This window comes from Piezobacter thermophilus, assembly GCF_055386745.1.
Genome location: NZ_AP042380.1, coordinates 874,401 through 893,858 on the forward strand (window position 1 = coordinate 874,401; position 19,458 = coordinate 893,858).

The 19,458-nt window shown below is 66.0% G+C and carries 22 protein-coding genes; 5 read left to right on the forward strand and 17 right to left on the reverse strand.

Annotated features, from left to right (window positions below; all coding sequences use genetic code 11):
- Nucleotide 1 precedes the first annotated feature (1 nt).
- Together ACZ5CM_RS04130 and ACZ5CM_RS04135 are read left to right on the forward strand one after the other, a co-directional pair.
- Nucleotides 2-751 (forward strand): alpha/beta fold hydrolase, encoded by a 750-nt coding sequence (locus ACZ5CM_RS04130; RefSeq protein WP_464641458.1) that lies wholly within the window; start codon nucleotides 2-4, stop codon nucleotides 749-751.
- 2 nt (nucleotides 752-753) lie between these two features.
- Entirely contained in the window at nucleotides 754-1,458 is a 705-nt protein-coding gene (locus ACZ5CM_RS04135; RefSeq protein ID WP_464641459.1) for an alpha/beta fold hydrolase, read from the forward strand.
- On the opposite strand, the gene ACZ5CM_RS04140 is transcribed toward ACZ5CM_RS04135, so the two are convergent.
- Together ACZ5CM_RS04140 and phaZ are read right to left on the reverse strand one after the other, a co-directional pair.
- Nucleotides 1,443-2,039, reverse strand: a complete 597-nt coding sequence (locus ACZ5CM_RS04140; RefSeq protein WP_464641460.1) for a DUF6151 family protein — start codon at nucleotides 2,037-2,039, stop codon at nucleotides 1,443-1,445. The genes ACZ5CM_RS04135 and ACZ5CM_RS04140 overlap by 16 nt on opposite strands.
- A gap of 4 nt (nucleotides 2,040-2,043) precedes the next feature.
- Complete coding sequence (gene phaZ, locus ACZ5CM_RS04145) at nucleotides 2,044-3,324, reverse strand: polyhydroxyalkanoate depolymerase (RefSeq protein WP_464641461.1); 1,281 nt, start codon at nucleotides 3,322-3,324, stop codon at nucleotides 2,044-2,046.
- A gap of 107 nt (nucleotides 3,325-3,431) precedes the next feature.
- On the opposite strand from phaZ, the gene phaC reads away from it, so the two are divergent.
- The 3 genes from phaC to phaR all read left to right on the forward strand — a co-directional run bounded on the left by phaC (nucleotide 3,432) and on the right by phaR (nucleotide 6,593).
- The gene (gene phaC / locus ACZ5CM_RS04150; RefSeq protein WP_464641462.1) at nucleotides 3,432-5,240 is read left to right on the forward strand and encodes a class I poly(R)-hydroxyalkanoic acid synthase; all 1,809 of its coding nucleotides are present in this window, start codon (nucleotides 3,432-3,434) and stop codon (nucleotides 5,238-5,240) included.
- A 130-nt stretch (nucleotides 5,241-5,370) separates the two neighbouring features.
- A complete protein-coding gene (locus tag ACZ5CM_RS04155) occupies nucleotides 5,371-5,814 on the forward strand; it encodes a phasin family protein (protein ID WP_464641463.1) in 444 nt (147 codons plus the stop codon).
- A gap of 209 nt (nucleotides 5,815-6,023) precedes the next feature.
- Nucleotides 6,024-6,593, forward strand: a complete 570-nt coding sequence (phaR, locus tag ACZ5CM_RS04160; RefSeq protein ID WP_464641464.1) for a polyhydroxyalkanoate synthesis repressor PhaR — start codon at nucleotides 6,024-6,026, stop codon at nucleotides 6,591-6,593.
- A 16-nt stretch (nucleotides 6,594-6,609) separates the two neighbouring features.
- Here the strand turns inward: phaR and ACZ5CM_RS04165 are convergent, their stop codons facing one another.
- From ACZ5CM_RS04165 to ACZ5CM_RS04235, 15 genes are all read right to left on the reverse strand, one after another.
- Nucleotides 6,610-7,800, reverse strand: a complete 1,191-nt coding sequence (locus tag ACZ5CM_RS04165; RefSeq protein ID WP_464641465.1) for a DegT/DnrJ/EryC1/StrS family aminotransferase — start codon at nucleotides 7,798-7,800, stop codon at nucleotides 6,610-6,612.
- Between the two features lie 231 nt (nucleotides 7,801-8,031).
- The gene (locus ACZ5CM_RS04170) at nucleotides 8,032-9,336 is read right to left on the reverse strand and encodes an NAD(P)/FAD-dependent oxidoreductase (protein WP_464641466.1); all 1,305 of its coding nucleotides are present in this window, start codon (nucleotides 9,334-9,336) and stop codon (nucleotides 8,032-8,034) included.
- 28 nt (nucleotides 9,337-9,364) lie between these two features.
- Complete coding sequence (locus ACZ5CM_RS04175) at nucleotides 9,365-10,726, reverse strand: glutamine synthetase family protein (protein ID WP_464641467.1); 1,362 nt, start codon at nucleotides 10,724-10,726, stop codon at nucleotides 9,365-9,367.
- Nucleotides 10,726-11,445, reverse strand: a complete 720-nt coding sequence (locus ACZ5CM_RS04180) for a type 1 glutamine amidotransferase (protein ID WP_464641468.1) — start codon at nucleotides 11,443-11,445, stop codon at nucleotides 10,726-10,728. The genes ACZ5CM_RS04175 and ACZ5CM_RS04180 overlap by 1 nt, the downstream gene beginning before the upstream one ends.
- Nucleotides 11,446-11,492: 47 nt before the next feature.
- Nucleotides 11,493-12,833 (reverse strand): glutamine synthetase family protein, encoded by a 1,341-nt coding sequence (locus ACZ5CM_RS04185; RefSeq protein ID WP_464641469.1) that lies wholly within the window; start codon nucleotides 12,831-12,833, stop codon nucleotides 11,493-11,495.
- Nucleotides 12,834-12,958: 125 nt separating this feature from the next.
- On the reverse strand, nucleotides 12,959-13,765 hold the full coding sequence (locus ACZ5CM_RS04190; RefSeq protein WP_464641470.1) for an ABC transporter permease: 807 nt from the start codon (nucleotides 13,763-13,765) through the stop codon (nucleotides 12,959-12,961).
- Nucleotides 13,765-14,649, reverse strand: a complete 885-nt coding sequence (locus ACZ5CM_RS04195) for an ABC transporter permease (RefSeq protein ID WP_464641471.1) — start codon at nucleotides 14,647-14,649, stop codon at nucleotides 13,765-13,767. The genes ACZ5CM_RS04190 and ACZ5CM_RS04195 overlap by 1 nt, the downstream gene beginning before the upstream one ends.
- Before the next feature lie 62 nt (nucleotides 14,650-14,711).
- Nucleotides 14,712-15,434 (reverse strand): transporter substrate-binding domain-containing protein, encoded by a 723-nt coding sequence (locus ACZ5CM_RS04200; protein WP_464641472.1) that lies wholly within the window; start codon nucleotides 15,432-15,434, stop codon nucleotides 14,712-14,714.
- A 33-nt stretch (nucleotides 15,435-15,467) separates the two neighbouring features.
- Entirely contained in the window at nucleotides 15,468-16,256 is a 789-nt protein-coding gene (locus ACZ5CM_RS04205) for an ABC transporter ATP-binding protein (protein ID WP_464641473.1), read from the reverse strand.
- A 168-nt stretch (nucleotides 16,257-16,424) separates the two neighbouring features.
- Nucleotides 16,425-17,171, reverse strand: a complete 747-nt coding sequence (locus ACZ5CM_RS04210; RefSeq protein ID WP_464641474.1) for a phosphate/phosphite/phosphonate ABC transporter substrate-binding protein — start codon at nucleotides 17,169-17,171, stop codon at nucleotides 16,425-16,427.
- The gene (locus ACZ5CM_RS04215) at nucleotides 17,168-17,605 is read right to left on the reverse strand and encodes a tellurite resistance TerB family protein (protein WP_464641475.1); all 438 of its coding nucleotides are present in this window, start codon (nucleotides 17,603-17,605) and stop codon (nucleotides 17,168-17,170) included. Before ACZ5CM_RS04215 ends, ACZ5CM_RS04210 begins: the two co-directional genes overlap by 4 nt.
- A gap of 42 nt (nucleotides 17,606-17,647) precedes the next feature.
- A complete protein-coding gene (locus ACZ5CM_RS04220) occupies nucleotides 17,648-18,094 on the reverse strand; it encodes a tellurite resistance TerB family protein (protein WP_464642480.1) in 447 nt (148 codons plus the stop codon).
- 49 nt (nucleotides 18,095-18,143) lie between these two features.
- A complete protein-coding gene (locus tag ACZ5CM_RS04225) occupies nucleotides 18,144-18,437 on the reverse strand; it encodes a DUF1330 domain-containing protein (RefSeq protein ID WP_464641476.1) in 294 nt (97 codons plus the stop codon).
- Between the two features lie 15 nt (nucleotides 18,438-18,452).
- The gene (locus tag ACZ5CM_RS04230; protein WP_464641477.1) at nucleotides 18,453-19,148 is read right to left on the reverse strand and encodes a hypothetical protein; all 696 of its coding nucleotides are present in this window, start codon (nucleotides 19,146-19,148) and stop codon (nucleotides 18,453-18,455) included.
- Nucleotides 19,145-19,453, reverse strand: a complete 309-nt coding sequence (locus ACZ5CM_RS04235) for a nitrile hydratase accessory protein (protein WP_464642482.1) — start codon at nucleotides 19,451-19,453, stop codon at nucleotides 19,145-19,147. The genes ACZ5CM_RS04230 and ACZ5CM_RS04235 overlap by 4 nt, the downstream gene beginning before the upstream one ends.
- Nucleotides 19,454-19,458: the final 5 nt, after the last annotated feature.

Consider the following 19,458-nt stretch of genomic DNA (forward strand, 5'->3'; position numbering starts at 1 on the left):
AATGGTTGCCGAGGCGTTTCTGGAGACTCCGCAGGGCCGGCGGCTGGCCTATCACCGCAGCGAGGGGCGGGGCCCCTGGATCGTGTTCCTGGGCGGGTTGAAGTCGGACATGGAGGGCACCAAGGCGGTGCATCTGGAGGCCTGGGCGCAGGCGCAGGGGCGGGCCTTTCTGCGGTTCGACTATTCCGGGCATGGCGAGAGCAGTGGCCGTTTCGAGGAGGGCTGCATCGGCGATTGGCACGAGGATACGGTGGCGGCGGTTTCGGCGCTGACCGAGGGGCCGGTGGTGCCGGTGGGCTCGTCGATGGGCGGGTGGCAGGCGCTGCTGTTGGCCCGTGCCATGCCCGGGCGCATTGCCGGCATGGTGACCATCGCCGCGGCGCCGGATTTCACCGAGGACGGGTATTGGGCGAATTTTTCGGAGGCGCAGAAGCGGGCGCTGGAAGAGGTGGGGCACGTGGAGTTGCCTTCGGACTACATGGAGCCCTATATCGTCACCGCGCGGATGATCGAGGATGGCCGGCGGCATCTGGTTTTGCGTGCACCGCTGCGGTTGCCGTTTCCGGTGCGCTGCCTGCAGGGGACGGCCGATACGGCGGTTTCGGTCGAGACGGCGCTGCGCTTGCTGGAGCATACCGAGTGCCCCGACATGAGGCTGACGCTGGTCAAGGGGGCCGATCACCGCTTTTCCGACGAGCGCTGCCTGGGGATCATCGAGCGCGCCGTTCTGGACGTTCTGGGGGGCGGGTGAGAATGGTCGAACCTCTGGTTTTCCTGCCGGGCATGATGTGCGACGCGCGGCTCTACGAGCCGCAGATTACCGAGTTTTCCCGCGAGCGCGCGGTCATGGTGGCGCCGATTTCCCTGGGCGAGCGGATCGAGTCGATCGCCGAGGCGATTCTGGATCAGCTGCCGCGCCGGTTCGCGCTGGCCGGGCTGAGCATGGGCGGGATCGTGGCGATGGAAGTTCTGCGCCGGGTGCCCGAGCGGGTGGCGCGGATCTGCCTGATGGACACCGATCCGCTGGCCGAGCCGCCGCAGATCGCTGCTCTGCGCGAGCCGTGGATCGCGCAGGCGCGGGCCGGGCGGCTGGGCGAGGTGATGCGCGAAGCGCTGAGGCCGTCCTTCCTGGCGCCGGGGCCGCAGCGGATGGCGATACTTGAAAAGATGTATGCCATGGCCGAAGAGCTGGGCCCGGAGCTGTTCATCCGCCAGTCGCGCGCGCTGCAGCGGCGTCCAGATCAGCAGGGCACCTTGCGCAAGTGCAAGGCGCCGGCGCTGGTGCTGTGCGGCGAACATGATGCGCTGACCCCGGTGAAACGCCACGAGTTCATGGCTGCGTTGATCCCGGATGCGCGGCTGGAGATCATCTCCGGCGCTGGTCACCTGCCGACGCTGGAGCGGCCCGAGGAGGTGACGCGGGCTATGCGGGCGTGGCTGGATCAGTCGCCCGCGTGATCGCGCAGGGCGGCGCGTTCGTCGGGGGCGGGGATGCGGGCGGGCGCGATCGGTTTGCCGGCCTCGTCGAAGAAGGGGTTGTCCCGCCAGCGGCCGGACAGGGCGGCCGTGGCCATGCGCGCGAAGACCCCGGCGGCCATGCGGCCTCCGCCTTCGGTGCGGACCTTGCCGGCCGCGTCGCGCCGGAACAGCCGGATGCGCGCCGGAGGCAGGCGGCCGGGGTCGTCGAGCCGCGCAACCGCCACACCGGCAAATGGCAGCCGGCGCGAGGCGAGCGTGTTGAAAAGCGGGGCCCCGCAGCAGGTTGCGTACCACCGCATTAGACCCCTGGGCGTCAGCCGGAGCAGGCCGACGCGGTCCAGCCCTGTCTCGAAGGTGATCATGTCCGGTGTGATCTGAAGCAGATCGACTCCATCGGGGGCGGGGTCGGGCTGGCCCAGAAGGCGCTGCGCATCGCGGCAGTCGCGGCAGAAGCAGGTCAGCCGCGTGCCCCGGGCAGCGGCCCGTGGCGAGAGGTGGCCGCGGACAGCCCCGCAGGTGCATGAGAAGCCGAGCGGTTCGTCCTGTCCGGGCCTTGCCATCGGGCTATTTCGCAGCGGCGTTGTGGTTGGCAGGCTTGCGTGTGCGGGTCTTGCCACGGCTGTTGGCGTCCATGAAACTGATCACCAGAGGGCGGATGTTGTCGCGCCACGACCGCCCGGCGAAGATGCCGTAATGACCTGCCTCGGGTTCGAGGTGATGGGCCTTTCGGTCGTCGGCAAGGCCGGTGGTGAGTTCAAGCGCGGCGATGCACTGCCCGGGGGCGGAAATGTCGTCCTTGCCGCCTTCGACGGTCATCACCGCGACATCGGTGATCTTGCCGATATCCACCCGGTGGCCCTTCACCGTGAATTCGTTTCGGGCGATTTCGCGATTCTTGAAGATGCGCTCGACCGTGGAAAGGTAGAACTCGGCGGTCATGTCCATCACCGCGAGGTATTCGTCGTAGAACCGGTTGTGGGCATCGTGATCCGATGCCTCGCCACGCATCACGCGATTGATCTGTTCGCTGAAGGCGGTGGCGTGGCGTTCCATGTTCATGGACATGAACGAGGCCAGTTGCAGAAGGCCCGGATAGACCATCCGGCCCACGCCCTTGTACTTGAAGCCCACGCGCTGGATCGCCATTTCCTCGAGCTGGCCCATGGTCACGCGGCGGCCGAAATCAGTCACCTCGGTGGGGGTGGCGTCGGGGTCGATCGGGCCGCCGATCAGGGTCAGCGTCTGCGGCTGTGCCTTGGGGTCGCGCTCGGCCAGGTAGGCGGTCGCGGCCAGCGTCAGCGGCGCCGGCTGGCATACCGCGATCACGTGGGTGTCAGGCCCCAGTTCGCGCATGAAATCGACAAGGTAGAGTGTATAGTCCTCGATGTCGAACCTGCCTTCCGACACGGGAATGTCGCGGGCATTGTGCCAGTCGGTGATATAGACGTCGCAGTTGACGATCAGACTCTTGACCGTGCTGCGCAGCAGCGTGGCGTAGTGGCCGGACATGGGTGCGACCAGAAGCACCTTGCGCGGCATCGGCTTGCGCCCATTGACGCGGAATTCGATTAGGTCGCCGAAGGGGCGTTCCACCACCGGCACGATTTCCACCAGGTGATCCTTGCCGTCCTCGCAGGTAAAGGTGCGGATTCCCCAGTCGGGCCTGGCGACCATGCGCTGATAGGTGCGTTCGGTCACTTCCCCCCAGGCGGCCATCCAGTCGAGCATCGGGTTCGGCACCATGCTGAACACCGGGTAGGAGGCGAAGGAAAGTGCCGTCGCGCCCAGCCACTGGTTGGCGTTGCGGGCCGACTCCATCAGGTCATAGGTCATCAGGTAACGCATTCGGAGCTCCTTCGCGCGTCCACAAACCACCCGGCCATTCGCCGCTTCCCCCCCGGCGACGGCCACGTTATTCTGCACAGCAGCGAGAGTATGAGGGATTTGTTAAAATGACAACAAGCGAAGATGGCGCAGCTGTTCCGGCCGCCGTGAACCTTGAGAAGCTCAAGGAGAACATGGCCCGGGTCGAGGAGCTTTCCAGGCGCCTGATCGAGGTGATGTCCCGCAAGACCTCGCACAATCCGGCCCTGACCGCGCCCGATCACGAAGTGCTTGCCAAGGCGGCCATGGCGTTCTGGACGCAGGCCATGCAGAACCCGGCCAGGCTGATGGAGCAGCAGGTGGAATACTGGAGCCGGTCGGTTCTGAATTTCGCCGAGGCCCAGCGGGCGCTGACAGGGCTGCGCAGCGGAGAGGATGAGGAAGGCGAGAGCCGGGGCGACCGGCGCTTTTCCAACCCGTTGTGGAATTCCAACCCCTATTTCAATCTCATCAAGCAGCAGTATCTGACCAATGCCGAGGCGTTGCAAAGGGCGGTCGACTCGGTCGAGGATCTGGATGAGAAGGAAAAGCGGCGGCTGACCCATTTCACCCGTCAGATCATCGACATGATGGCGCCGACGAATTTCCTGCCGACCAACCCGGATGCCTTGCAGAAGGCGCTGGAAACGAATGGCGAATCGCTGGTCCGGGGGCTGGAGAACCTGGTGGCGGATCTCGAGGCCAATGACGGCGAGCTGGTGGTGCGGCTGGCCGACGAAAGCGCCTTCGAGATCGGCAGCAACATTGCCACCGCGCCGGGCGAGGTGGTGTTTCGCAACCGGTTGATGGAGCTGATCCAGTATGCGCCGACCACCGATACCGTGTACCGGATTCCGATCGTCCTTTTCCCCCCTTGGATCAACAAGTTCTACATCCTCGACCTGAAGGCGCAAAACAGTCTCGTCCGCTGGATCGTCGATCAGGGCTATACCCTGTTCGTGGTCAGCTGGGTGAACCCCGACGCATCCTTCGCCGATACAGGCATGGAGGACTATATCGAGGAAGGCTTCCTGACCGCGATCGAGGAGGCGAAGAAGATCTGCGGCGTCCGCCAGGTGAATGCGGTGGGTTACTGCATCGCCGGCACCACGCTGGCGCTGACGCTGGCGCTGCTCAAGCAGCGCGGCGATCGGTCGGTGAAATCGGCGACCTTCTTCACCGCGCTGACCGATTTTTCCGATCAGGGCCTGTTCACCCCCTTCCTGCACGAGGATTTCATCGACGAGATCGAAAAGGAGGTGAAGGAGCACGGAATGCTGCGCTCGTTCATCATGGCCCGCACCATGAGCTATCTGCGGCCCAACGATCTGGTCTATCTGCCGGCCATTCGCAGCTACATGCTGGGCGAGACGCCGCCGGCCTTCGATCTGCTCTACTGGAACGGCGATGGGACCAACCTGCCGGCCCGGATGGTGATGCAGTATCTGCGCGGCCTGTGCCAGCGCAACGCGTTCGTCACCGACGGGTTCGAACTGATGGGCCATCGCCTGCACGTGCGCGACGTGAGCGTGCCGCTGATGGCGATTACCTGCGAAGGCGACCACATCGCGCCGTGGAAGGACTGCTATCGCGGCGTGCAGATGATGGGGGCGAAGGACAAGACGTTTGTCGTCTCGGAATCGGGGCATATCGCCGGGATCGTGAATCCGCCCAGCAAGAAGAAATACGGTCACTACACCAATGACGACCTGGGCCGGGATGCCGAAGGCTGGATGGAAGGGGCCACCTATCACCAGGGGTCGTGGTGGCCGCGCTGGGAGGCATGGCTGCGACCGCGCTCGGGCAAGAAGGTTCCTGCCCGGAAACCGGGTGATTCGACTCACCCGCCACTGTGCCCCGCGCCGGGCACCTACGTGAGGGCGCGGGCAAGCCGTTGATATCGAGTTGAAACTTTTTTGCTGCAACGCGGCATTTTCCTCTTGAAATGCTGCGTTGCAGAATGCATATTGTCCTCAGACAGGATGACGCGATCCGGGACGATCCCGGAAAGCATGAAAGGATCAGGACATGGCAAAGACTCAGGATTTCACCGGGATCATGAAAGACTTCATGGGTGCATTCCCCGTTGACGCATCGGCGCTGGAAGGCGCCTTCAGGAACACCGCGGCACTGAACGAAAAACTGACCGGCGTGGCGCTGAACGCCGCCGAGAAATCGGTCGAGCTGTCGAACAAGTGGACCAAGGACACCATCGCCAAGCTGGCCGAAGTGTCCAAGGCCAAGGCCGAACCCGCCGATTACGCCAAGGCTTTCGCCGATTTCGCCAGCTCTTCGGCCGAAGTGGCTGCCGAGAACATGGCCGCCTTCGCCGAGATCGCAAAGAAGGTTCAGATGGATACCGTCGAGCTTCTGATGTCTGCCGGCAAGACCGCCGCCGAGGACGCGACCGCCGCAGTCAAGAAGGCGACCAGCGAAGTCACCGCTGCCACCAGGAAAGCGGCTGCGAAGTAAGAATACGGACAACATTGCACCAACCCTCCTCCTCCCAGTCGGTGCAATTGTAAGGGCGGGCCTTTGGCCCGCCCATTTTCTTGTCCGGCCCGGGAACGGCCATTCGCGCGGTGGGGCGGGGAAGGGGATCTGCCCGTTCGCGCCGGTCTTTCATTTTGTTCTGCGCTCGCATAGTGTTTTCTGCATCGCAATGTCGGGGAGGAAACGAGGTGGCCGACAAGGACAAACCGCTTCTGATAAAACGCTACGCGAGCCGGCGGCTCTACAATACCGAGACCAGCGATTACGTGACGCTCGAGGATATCGCCGGTTTCATCCGTGACGGGCGCGAAGTGCAGATCATCGATCTCAAGACCGGCGACGACCTGACCCGACAATACCTGCTCCAGATCATCGCCGAACACGAAAGCCGGGGCGAGAACGTGTTGCCGGTGAACGTGCTCAACGATCTGGTGCGCGCCTACATGCTGCCCGGCGGCGGGGTGATGCCGCAGTTCCTGCAGCAATCTTTCGAGATGCTGCGCGAGAGCCAGGCCAGGATCATGGAAAACATGAACGCCTTGAACCCGATGTCGAAGATGCCGGGATTCGAGGCGATCCAGGCCCAGCAGCAGGCGTTCCTGAAGGCGATGACCAAGGGGCTGGGTGGCCAGTGGTCGGGGCCAGGGCAGGAAGGCGCGGAAGACGAGGGCGGCAAGGGCGGTGGCAGCGCCGAAGACCTGGAGGCAATCCGCAAGCAGCTTGCCGAGCTGCAGGAGAAGCTGTCCAGGCTGAGTTGAAGTTTCGTCTTCTGGGTCAGGTCCCGAAGGCGCGGGCCGGTCCTGTCGCCTCGGTTACCGCGTCCAGAATGATGTCGGCAATCAGGTCCAGATCGGCGCGGTTCAGATGCACCGGCAGGCGCACGTCGCAGGCCCGCATCAGCATGGCGCGGGTGCGGGGCAGATCGGGCAGGTCGGGCAGGAATTGCCAGTTCCAGAAGGCGCGCGCATTGTCGGTGCTCATCCCGAAGACCTGCACGCCCACCCCGCGCGCCGCCGCCGCCTCGACGAAGGCGCGGGTCTGGTCGTCGCTCAGCCCGCGCAGGTTGAACTGGATGGAATCGGGCGCTCGTTCCTCGCCGGGCAGGGGGGCGGGCACCTCGATCCAGGGCGAGGCGTTCAGCCGCGCGGCCACGTGATCGTGGTTGGCCCGGCCCTGGCGGACGCGGCGCGCCAGTTCGGGCAGTTGCGGGCGGATCACTGCTGCCGCCAGGTTGGACATGCGCAGATTGTACAGCGGCAGCCGGTTCTGCCACCGGGCAAAGGCGTCCTGCAGGACGGGATGTTTTTTCCAGTTGTGCTCGTAGGCGCCCGAGAGGATCACCGCGCGTGCCACCAGGTCGGCATCGTCGCTGACCATAATCCCCCCTTCGCCGGCATTGATCATCTTGTAGGACTGGAAGGAAAAGCAGCCCACCCGCCCGATGGTGCCGATATTGCGCCCCCGCCAGGTGGTGCCGAGCGAGTGGGCCGCATCCTCGATCACCGGAATGGCGCGCGCGGAGCACAGCTCCATGATCGCGTCCATGTCCGAGGTATGCCCGCGCATGTGGCTGATGATGACCGCCTGCACCCCGTCCAGCCTGGCTGCGAAATCGGGCAGGTCCACGCGGTAGTTGTCCCCCACTTCGCACAGCACCGGCACGCAGTCGGCATGAATCACCGAAGAGGGCACCGCGGCAAAGGTGAAGCCGGGGATCAGCACCCGCGCCCCCCGCGGCAGCCCCAGCGCCTTGAGCGACAGGAACAGCGCCGCCGAGCAGGACGACACCGCCAGCGCATAGCGCGCCCCGATCAGCGCGGCGAATTCGGCCTCCAGCAGCGATACCGGGGCGTTTTCAGGCGCGGTGTAGCGGAACAGGTCGCCCGACTGCAAAAGCGCCTCGATCGCCTCGCGCGCGGCCTCGGGGATGGGTTCGGCCTGATGAACGTCGGGAGCCTGTTGCATATTTCGTTTTCCTTAATCCGTCCTTCGGAAATTCTAAATCAGATGTCCTGTCAAGCCAAGGGTCCTTTCCCGTGCGGGTGGCGTTCGGGGGCGGGGGAGCCGGGGAGGGGGCGCTGCCCCCTCTTGCCCCTGCGGGGCAATTCACCCCCGGAGTATTTGCAGGCAAGAGGAAGGAGGGGGTGTTGCCGGGGTGTTCGCGGGGGGGCAGAGCGTCTCGTTTCCGGTCGGTCTTCAGAGCCCCAGCCGGTCGCGCAGGGCGAACCAGGTCATGGCCAGCACCAGGAGCGGCGTGCGCAGCCCCGGCCCGCCGGGGAAGGGGGGCACGGGCAGGCGCGCCATGGTGTCGAATCCTTCCGTCTCGCCCCGGATCGCCAGCGCCATCAGCTGCCCCGCCTGGGTGGCGTTGCCGACCCCGTGGCCGGAATAGCCCGAGGCCGACAGGATGTTGGGCGCCACCCGCGCCAGGTAGGGCAGGCGCTTCATGGTGATGGCCAGCGTGCCGCCCCAGGCGTAGTCGATGCGCACGTCGCGCAGATGCGGAAAGACCTTCGTCATCGGCTTGCGCACCACCGCCGCGATGTCGCGCGGGAAGCGGTAGCCATAGCTTTCGCCGCCGCCGAACAGCAGCCGCCCGTCGGAGCTGAGGCGGAAATAGTTGATCACGAAGCGGTTGTCGGCCACCGCCACGTCGCGGGCCAGCACCTGCCGGGCATCCTCGCCCAGTGGTTCGGTTGCGACGATGAAGTTGTTGATCGGCATCACCCGTGCCGCCACCTTGCGGTTCAGCCCGCCCAGATAGCCGTTGCAGGCGAGGATGACGTGATCGGCCACCACCCGCCCCTTCTCGGTGCGCACCACCGCCGGGCGGTGTTCCTCGATATGGTGGACCTCGGTGTTCTCATGGATGCGCACCCCCGCCTTCGCCGCCGCCCGCGCCAGCCCCAGCGCGAAGTTGAGCGGGTGCAGATGCGCGCCGCCCATGTCGAGGCAGCCGCCGCGATAGTCCGGCGAGGGGCAGATGGCGCGGCAGGCATCTTCGTCGAGCAGCTCGATCTGCTCATAACCGTAGCGTTCGCGCAGCAGCGTGCCGTATTCGTGCAGGTGGCGTACATCCGCCGGGGTCGAGCCGGTCCACAGGATGCCCGGCCTCAGGTCGCAGTCGATGCGGTGGCGCGCGATCAGATCGCGCACCAGCGCCTTGGCGTCCTCGCCCATCTGCCACAGCTTCGCGGCATCGTCGCGTCCGACCAGCCTTTCCAGCTGGTCCTGCTCCACCCGCTGGCCGCTGCCCAGCTGTCCGCCATTGCGCCCCGAGGCGCCGAAGCCCACCCGGTGGGCCTCGATCAGCACCACGTCGAGGCCGGCTTCGGCCAGGTGCAGCGCCGCCGACAGCCCGGTATAGCCCGCCCCCACCACGCAGACATCGGCCCGCGTCTCGCCCCTGAGCGGCGGGAAGGGGTCCAGCGGGCGGGCGGTCGCGGCGTACCAGCTGCGTGGATATTCCCCGCGCCGGTCGTTGGAGTGGAGAAGGTTCATGGCGTGCCTCTCTCGGCCGGCGGCGGGGTCAGACGTTCAGAAGCAGGTGCTCGCGCTCCCAGGGCGAGATCACCTGCAGGAATTCCTCGTATTCGGCCCGTTTCACCGCCAGATAGACGCGGGCGAATTCGGGGCCGAGAATGTCGTGCAATGCGCTTGCAGCCTCGAACTGGTCCAGCGCGTCGCCCATCACCTGGGGGATGTCGCCTTCGCCGCGGTAGGCATCCGTCTTGCACTGCTTGCGCGGCCACAGCTCGTTGACCATGCCCAGATAGCCGCAGGCCAGCGAGGCGGCGATGCCCAGATAGGGGTTGCAGTCCATGCCCGCGATGCGGTTCTCGATCCGCCGCGCCTCGGGGCCCGAAAGCGGGATGCGCAGCCCCGTGGTGCGGTTGTCGCGCCCCCATTCCAGGTTGATCGGCGCGGCAAAGTCCTTCACATAGCGGCGATAGCTGTTCACATAGGGGGCCATGATGGCGATGGCCTCGGGCATGTGGGTCTGAAGCCCGCCGAGAAAGCCGAAGAACAGGTCGGTCTCGCCCCCCTGGGGGCCCGAGAACAGGTTGCGCCCGGTCTCGATGTCCACCACCGAGTGGTGGATGTGCATGGCGCTGCCGGGCTCGTCCTCGATGGGCTTGGCCATGAAGGTCGCGAAGCTGTCGTGGCGCAGCGCCGCCTCGCGGATGAGGCGCTTGAAATAGAACACCTCGTCGGCCAGCTTCACCGGGTCGCCATGGCGCAGGTTGATCTCCAGCTGGCCGGCGCCGCCCTCCTGGGTGATGCCGTCGATCTCGAAGCCCTGGGCCTCGGCAAAGTCGTAGATGTCGTCGATGACCGGGCCGAATTCGTCCACAGCGGTTACCGAATAGGCCTGGCGCGCCGCCGCCGGACGGCCCGAGCGGCCCATCATCGGCTCGATCGGGCGGGCCGGGTCGAGGTTGCGGGCGACGATGTAGAACTCCATCTCGGGGGCGACGATGGGCTCCCACCCCCGGTCGCGGTAGAGCTGCACCACCTTCCTGAGCACGTTGCGGGGGCTGAAGGGGATCGGGTTGCCGTCGCGATCATGGGCGTCGTGGATCACCTGCAGCGTCCAGTCGGCGGTCCATGGCGCGGCGCTGGCGGTACTCATGTCCGGGGTCAGGACCATGTCGCGTTCGATATAGCCCTCATCGCCCGCGGCGCGGCTCCATTCGCCGGTGATGGTCTGGAAGAAGATGCTGTCGGGCAGGTGGAACTGTGCCTGCCGGGCGAATTTCGAGGCCGGCACCGCCTTGCCGCGGGCAATGCCCGGCAGGTCGGGGATGATGCATTCCACCTCGTCCAGGCGCCTGCCGTCCAGATAGGCGCGCGCGGCTTCGGGCAACTGGTCTGTCCATGTCTTGGCCATCAGGCCCTCGCATTCCGTTTGGTCGTGTCGGTTGTGTCGGTTCCGGCGTGCCGGAGGAAGAATCGGGCCATGTCTTCGGCCATCGCCGCGGCATCGTTCGGCCCGTTAAGCCGCGCCGCCGCATCGTCCAGAACCGCGTCGGGCACCACGCCGCGACCACGCGTTTCGATCAGGCCGCGGATGAAGGCGTTGTCGAATTCGGGGTGGGGCTGAAGCGTCCAGACGTGATCGCCATAGGCCAGCGCGGCGTATCTGCAGAAATCGTTGCTGCCCACCACCCGGGCGCCTTCGGGCGGTTCGGTCACCTGGTCCTGGTGCCAGGCGTTCAGAGTCACCTTGCGCCCGCCCAGATCGTATTTGGTCCGCCCCACCGCCCAGCCGCCCGAGAACTTCTCGACCCGGCCGCCCAGGGCGCGGGCGATGATCTGGTGGCCGAAGCAGATGCCGATGAGCGGCAGCCCGCGCGCGTGGATGTCGCGGATCAGCTGCTCGAGCGGGGCGATCCAGGGCAGCTCGTCATAGACGCCGTGGCGCGATCCGGTGATCAGCCAGCCATCGGCGGCGCCGGGGCCGGGGGGGAACTGCCCGTCCACCACCGCCCAAGTTTTAAAGTCGAATCCATGCCCCGACAGAAGCTCGCGGAACATCCGGTCGTAATCGCCGGTCCGTTCGATCATGTCATCGGGGGCGTGTCCGGTCAGGAGAATGCCGATCTTCATGTCTCACCATTGCTTTCGGCCCATGCCGGGCGCCGTGGGGCGCTGCGTCAGACCGATTCGAGGTAGATATCGATGCGTTCGGGCGGCGACAGGTCCGGTATGTAGCCCAGTTCCTGCCGCTTGGTCATCACATAGTTGCGGATCAGATCCGGCGCAAATATCCGCGCCACCTCGGCATCGGATTCGAAGCGGTCGATGGCGTCTGCCCATTGCGAAGGGATGCGGGGAAGGTCCTGCTCATAGGCATTGCCGGTCACCGGGGCGGGGGGGAGGCGTGCGTCCTCGATCCCGTTCAGGGCCGCGCCCAGCACTGCCGCGATCACCAGATATGGGTTCACGTCCGCCCCCGCCACCCGTTGTTCGATCCGCCGCGCCGCCGGATCGCCGCCGGGCACGCGCAGCGCGGCGGTGCGGTTTTCATGCGCCCAGCAGATGCCGGTGGGCGCGTGTGCGCCGGGGACGATCCGGGCATAGCTGTTATCGTGCGGGAAAAAGACCAGCGCGGTTCCGGGCAGGGCCGCGAGGCAGCCGGCGATGGCGTGCATGAGACTGTCGCTGCCCCGCGCGCTGCCATCGTCGAAGACGTTGCGCCCCTCCTCGTCCAGGACCGAGAAATGCACGTGCATCCCCGATCCGGCACGGTCTTCATAGGGCTTGGCCATGAAGGAGGCGGCAAACCCGTGGCGCCGGGCCATGCCCTTGAGCAGCATCTTGAACAGCCACGCGTCATCGGCGGCACGCAGCGCATCGGCGCGATGCATGAGGTTGATCTCGAACTGGCCCGGGCCGGCTTCGGAAATGGCCGTATCGGCGGGGATGTCCATGGCCTCGCAGGCGTCGTATAGCGCGGTGAAGAACGGGTCGAAACGCTCAAGCGCCCTGAGCGAGAGGATTTCGCCCGCCCGTCGCCGCCTGCCCGAGCGGGGCGAGCGCGGCACCTGCGGTCTCTCGCCGGAATCGTCGATCAGGAAGAATTCCAGCTCGACCGCCACCACCGGGGTCAGCCCGTGTTCGCGGTATCGCCGCACCACCCGGTCAAGGGCATGGCGCGGATCGCCGGCAAAAGGGCGCCCGTCATCGTGAAACATCCAGATCGGCAGCAGCGCCGAGGGCGTTTCGAGCCACGGCATCGGCACGAAGCCGCGCTCGGTCGGGCGCAGCACCCCGTCGCGGTCCCCGGTTTCCAGCACCAGCGGACTGCCGAGAATGTCCTCGCCCCGGATATCGAGGTTGAGCGCCGAAAGCGGGAACCGGATGCCGCCTCCGATTGCCTTGTCGGCGCGATGCGCAGGGATCCGCTTGCCGCGCGGCTGGCCGTTGAGGTCGGATGCGGCCACATGCACGGCCCGGATACGGGGATTGTGCCGAAGCCAGTCATGCGTGTTCATGGGACACCGCCGCGCGTGCTGAATAATTTGATCAAATTTCTAATATCCGAAACGGGGAAATGGCAAGCGGAATTTCCCCGCGCCCGTCCGGGCCTGCATTGCGCGCCGTCCGGGGTGGTGGCAGATCAGCGCAGGAAATTGGGGCGGAATCGCATTCTGGCCCGGCGTTCCTGCGGCAGGTGGCGGTTCAGGTAACGGTTGGCGCGGCCGAAGATCCAGATGATGACCAGGGTCAGCAGGATGAAATACATCGCCAGGATCGGATAGGGGATGAAGGGGTTGAAGGTCTTGTCGGCGAAGTAGTTGGCGTAATAGAGCGCATCCCCCTTCTGCCGCCACGCCGGAAAGCCCGAGAAGAACACCAGCGTGGTGGCATGGAACATGAAGATCGCCTCGTTGGTATAGGCCGGCCAGGCCAGGCGCAGCATGGTCGGCCAGATGATCCGCCGGAACCGCGACCAGCCGGACATTCCATAGGCATCTGCCGCCTCGACCTCGCCCTTGGGGATCGACTGAAGCGCGCCGTAGAAGATTTCGCCCGAATAGGCCGAGGTATTCAGAAACAGCACGATCAGCGCCCCCAGCCAGGCCGAGGTGAACGGGTCGAAGAACGGGTTCACGCCCTTGAGGCTGAGAAACAGGAAATAGGCAAAGAAGAACTGGATGAAGAGCGGCGAGCCGCGGAAGATGAAGATGAACCATTCGGCCGGTTTGCGCAGCCAGCGCCGGCGCGACCCCTTGGCCACCGCCACCGCCGTGGCCAGGAAGAAACCGAACAGCAGCGCCAGCGTGCCGAAATAGATGTTCCAGATCATGCCCGAGCCGATCAGCGTGAACTGCTGGCACAGGGTGAAGTCGGACCGGGGCAGAAGCCGCTCTCCGATGCCGATGGCGCGCAGCCCGTAGGCCGCGATGGTGTCGAGGCACTCCATCACGCGGCGGCCTTTCTCTGCGCTTCGCCGGCCAGCGTGGCCTGCCCGCGCGACAGGCGCCGGGTGATCCGCTCCAGCACGATTTCTGACAGCCTAGTGAAGCCGAGGTAGAAGACCAGCAGCGCCAGGAAATACCACATCCGCCAGTCCGGGTGCGGGTACGAGGAGAACTTGGCCATCTTCGCCCCGCCCAGCTCGCGCGCCCAGTAGACGATATCCTCGACCCCCAGCAGGAACAAAAGCGGCGTGGCCTTGATCAGCACCATCCACAGGTTGCCCAGGCCGGGCAGTGCATAGACCCACATCTGCGGCACGAGGATGCGCCAGAAGGTCTGGCGGCGGGTCATGCCGTAGGCCTCGGCGGTTTCGATCTGCGCCCGCGGCACCGCGCGCATGGCACCATAGAGGACATTGGCCGAGAACGCGCCATAGACGAGGGCAAAGGTCAGGATCGCCAGCGAGAAGCCGTAGATTTCGTGCCAGATCTGGGGCGAGGTGGACAGCGGCAGCTTGGCCTCGGGACAGACGATGAAGTCGTTGCCCTGCCGGATCGGCTGGTCCCAGTCGGGGCACTTGATCTTGTGGCGGATGTATTCGAAGCCTTGGTCCAGCGCGATCACGAAGAACAGGAAGAAGGCGATATCCGGCACCCCGCGGACGATGGCGATATAGCCCTTGCCCAGCCAGCGAAGGGGCGGAAAATGCGACCGTGCCGCCGAGGCCCCGGCAAAGCCGAAGGCCAGCGCCACCGGCGCCGTGATCGCCAGCAGCAGCAGCACGGTGCCGAAGGACCAGTAGAACGCCATGTGCTTGCCCGTGGTCAGGTAGCAGGAAAACCAGGGCAGGGCGGACAGGCTGTCGGGATCTGAGCAGAAGGAGAACATGCCGGAGATGCCGGAAAATGCGGGGGGCGGCCGCGGCCGCCCCCTGTCAGGGTTTCAGGGATTTACCACAAAAGCGCCTTTTCGCCGAACCACTTCTTCAGCAGCGCATTGAGCGAACCGTCCGCTTTCATCGAATCGATCGCCTTGTTGAACTTCTCGCGCAGCTCCTGATCGGATTCGCGAATGCCCATTCCGACACCGCCGCCGATCGCCACGTCGTCGCCGACGAATTTCAACTCGCCGTTGCTCTCGGCCACGATCGGGGCAAGGTAGTCCTTGTCGGCCAGCACCGCGTCGGCCTCGCCGTTGCGCACGGCGGCGATGGTTTCGTCGGCAGTGGCGAACTCGACCAGCGTGGCGCCGGAATTGGCGACATAGTTGGCCTGGATGGTGCCGGTCTGGGCCGCGATCACGCCGCCCTTGAGATCCACGCCATCCGAAAGTGCCACATAGGCCGAGGGCGAGGCGGGGACGTATTCATGGGTGAAATCGATCACCTCGTCGCGCTCGGGCGTGACCGACATGCCGGCGATGATGGTGTCGTAGTTGCCGGACACCAGGTTGGGAATGATGGAATCCCAGTCGTTGGTGACCCATTCGCAGGTCAGGCTGGCGCGCTTGCACAGCTCGTCGCCCAGTTCGCGCTCGAACCCGTCCACTTCACCCTTGTCGTTGATGAAGTTGTACGGAGGATAGGCGCCTTCGGTGCCCATGCGGACGGTCTGGGCCAGCGACATGCCGGCGCTCAGCGCAAGCGCGGCGGTGGCAAGGATCAGTTTCTTCATGGATCGACTCCCTCAGGTTCTGTTGTGTTGTGATTATGCGGGCTGAGAGTGGGAAAGAAACCCCCTCAGCCGTTCCGATTTCGGCGCGCCGAAAAGCGTTTCGGGCGGGCCTTCCTCCTCGATCAGCCCCTTGTGCAGGAACACCACGTGGTCCGACACGTCGGCGGCAAGGTTCATGTCATGGGTCACGATGATCATGGTGCGCCCCTCGGCGGCCAGATCCTTGATGACCCGGATGACCTCCTGTTCCAGCTCCGGGTCCAGCGCGCTGGTGGGTTCGTCGAACAGCAGCGCCTCGGGCTCCATGCACAGGGCGCGGGCAATGGCGGCGCGCTGCTGCTGGCCGCCGGACAGCTGCGCCGGCCAGGCGTCGCACTTGTCGCCGATGCCCACCTTGTCCAGATAGGCGCGGGCGGCGCGTTCCACCTCGGTCCGGTCGCGGCCGAGAACGGTGATCGGCGCTTCCATCACGTTCTGCAGGATGGTCATGTGCGCCCACAGGTTGAACTGCTGGAACACCATCGACAGGTTGGTGCGGATGCGCAGCACCTGGGCGGGGTCGGCTGGGTGGCGGTGGTTGCCCGAGCCCCGCCACTTCACGGCCTCGCCCTTGAAAAGGATCTCGCCCTGCTGGCTGTCCTCCAGAAGGTTGGCACAGCGCAGCAGCGTCGATTTTCCCGACCCCGACGATCCGATCAGCGACACCACGTCGCCGCGCCGGGCGGTGATGTTGACCCCCTTGAGCACCTCCAGCGACCCGAAGCTCTTGTGCAGGTCGCGGATCTCGATGACGGGGGGCGTGTCCTGGCTGGAAGTCTGCAACGCGGTGATCCGGTGGTTGTGGTCGATATCGTCATGTTGTCTGGTCTGGGCCGCTACTAGGGCGGATAATCCGTCGCATTGCAACTTGCAAAACGGCGAATGGCGATCGGAATGCGCCGAATTGGCCAGAAGCAGGCGGTGAAACGGCGCTGAAGCGGGGATGATGGTTCAGGCGGCGCGTTCGGGCTCCGGTGGCAGGGGAAGAGACAGGTAGTCCTCGGCGGGGATGGAGATCAACGCCTGAAGGTGCAGCGAGGTGCGGTCTTCGGGCGAAAGCAGCGCGATGGCCCGGCGCACGGCCGCGGCGATGGCGGTGGCGTTGCGGCCGGGTCCGGTGATGAGCGGAAGGCCCGGAGTCGGCTCCGTGCGGTCGATTTCGCGCAGCTCCCGCGCAACCGGGTCGTGTTCGCGCATGAGAATCCATGTCACCGCATCCAGAGCTGCGAAATCCGCGCGCCCCTCGGCCACGGCGCGGGCGGACAGCGCGTGCCCGCCCGATCGCAGCAGCCGGGCCGGCGCAAGGCCGCGCGCCTGCAGATGCGCCACCGCCGCCGCCCAGCCTGATTGCGAGAGCGGGTCGTTGAAGGCCATGGTGCCGACGGCGAACTGGTCGAGGCTCTCGCGCCGGTCGTCGGCCCGGACCACGATCACCGAACGGTAATGCCCCGGCGGGCAGCCGGGCAGGCCGTAATCGGGCGTGCCGACAAGCTGCACCCGCCCGTGCAGCCATGCCCGGTAGGGCAGGCCGCAGGTCTGGGCAAGCAGCAGGTCGGGCGAGTCCCAGACCTCGCGCAGGTCCGCGTTGCGGGTCAGCCGGTGCGGCCCATAGCCCAGTGTGTCGCGAATCAGCGCCCAGAATCGATCATTGGCGCCCCGCAGGGGGGCGATGTCATACATACCCAGAGCGGCGATCATTCCCTTGCAGCCCGTTGCCTTGCCAGCGCGCTGTCGCGGTCGTTCACCCCCAGAAGAGAAGCGACCATGCGCATCAGCGCGTCCTCTTCCTGTGCCCGCCGGCCATCGGCAAGCACGACCGACCAGGCGGCCTCGACCACGGCGCGGCGATCCTCGTAGGGCACCGCATCCTTGATGGCGCGGGTGAAGCGCACGGTGTCGGGGGCCTCGGATTCGAGCGCCTCGGCCTTGCGGCGCAGCGCGGTTGCCTCGAACGGGCTGAGCCCGTAGCGCCGAGCGATGATGCGGTCGATGCGGTCGATCTCGGCCGCGGCATAGTCGTTGTCCGAGCGCGCGATCCGCACCAGCAGGGCGGTCAGGGCAAGGCGGGCATCCGCCTGGCCAAGCGGCGCGGGATCGGGGCCGGTCAGGCGTCTGATGAAGTCACCGAACATGGGGGCGATATATGCCGACTTCCCGCCCGAGCCAACCGTGAATCAGCCCTCGCGCCGCTGCAGCACCCTTTCGCGGGCCGCCTGGCTGTCGTTGTAGCTCAGCCCCATGGCCTTGCGGGCGTCCTCGACGATCTTCAGTTCGCCTTCCTTCTGCTCGCCATCGGCCAGGACCACCTCCCACAGCGCCTCGATCGCGGCCAGGCGTTCCTCCAGCCCGGTGGTTTCGCGGATCAGCTTGCCGAAGGTGTCGGTTTCGGGGGCGGCGGCGTGCAGCTTCTCGCAGGTGGCGCGCACCTTGGCGGCCTCGATGGCGTTGTGGCCGTAGAGCCGTTGCAGGATGCGGTCGATCAGGCTGATTTCCTCGACCTGATAGTCGCGGTCGGCCTGAGCCACCCGCACCAGCAGGGCCCCCAGCGCCAGTTCCGCATCCGGATCGGGCAGCTCGGGCGGCGCGGCGGGGCGGAAGGCCTGGAAGAATTTCCTCAGCAGCGGCATGGCGGAAAAAATATCCTGCAATCGGGGCTGCGCCAAGCGGGAACTAGCCCTCGTGGCCTTCGATGATGACGAGATCGGCCTTCGAGACGGGATCGCGGATCGCCTTGGCGGCCTGGTAGGCGGCGCTTTCGTAGCAGGCGACGGCCTTGTCGTAGCTGTCGAATTCGATCACCACGGTGCGGGATTTCGCGTGCCCCTCGGGGATCATGTGTCGCCCGCCCCTGACCAGGAAGCGGGCGCGGTATTCGGCGAAGGGGGCGGCGTTGGCCTCGATGTATTTGCGATAGGTTTCGATGTCGTCCACGTCGACATGTGCAACCCAGTAACCCTTGGCCATGTATCGCCTCCCGTTTCAGCCGGTCAGGGCGATAAGCTGGAACAGGATGCCGTCGATGGCAACCCCGCCCGGATCGGTATTGGTGATCTCGATGCCGGCGATGTCGGGAATGCCGCCTTCTCGGCGCAACCCGATCCGGTTGATGCCCGGTTGCAGGGCAAGGCGGATTTCGGCGATGAGCTGCCCCTTGCGGGTGTAGAGGCGCAGGATTGCCGCGCCCTGCGGGGCGCGGGTGCCCAGCGGGTCGGGGTAGTCGCTGTGCACCATCAGCCCGATGGCGGCCTGGTCGCGGTCGAACAGGATGGCAGCGGCGCCTTCGCCGCGCCCCTCCAGCGCCGGAAAGCCGGCCGGGCCCAGCGGGAACAGGGCGTTCGAGCCGAAACCGCGGTGAAAGGCGACCGACAGGTTGCGCCCCGGCGCCCCGGCGCGAATTACCAGCGGGGCGACAGGCTGTCCCGAGAGGCGATCCTGCGGCCGGCCCGACACCGCGCGTCCCTCGAAGCGTTCGCCGATCCAGGCGCCGGGTTCACGCAGCGGGGCGTCGAGGTTGAAGCCGGGTTCGGGCCGCTGCGGCAGGGTTTCAAATCCGATCCGCCCGTCGAGCTCGCGGGCGAGCAGGTCGTAGCTTTCGGGCATGATCTGCGACAGGGCCGGACCGGCGGCGAGCAGAGCCGCCAGCGCCGGGCCGGCGCGATGCGCGCTGCGCCTCACGTGGTCAGTCGCACCGGCGCGCCGTGAGGCGTGGACAAATAGGCGCGTTCCCACGCATCGCGGATGCTGTCTACCTCATCCGGCGGGGCCTTTTCCATCTCGGCCAGAAGGGTTTCCAGCGTTTCCAGCCAGGCGTTGAAATAGTCGTCGCCACCGTCGAGTTCCCGCTTCAGCCCGTGTCGGGCCAGCGTCTCGCCGAAGCGCCACGTCCAGTCGGGCCAGTCGAACAGGCCGGATTCATTGAGGTGCACGGTCAGGGCGAAGACCTGCGCGTGCCAGGGTTCGGAGAATGCCGGTTCCGGGATTTCCG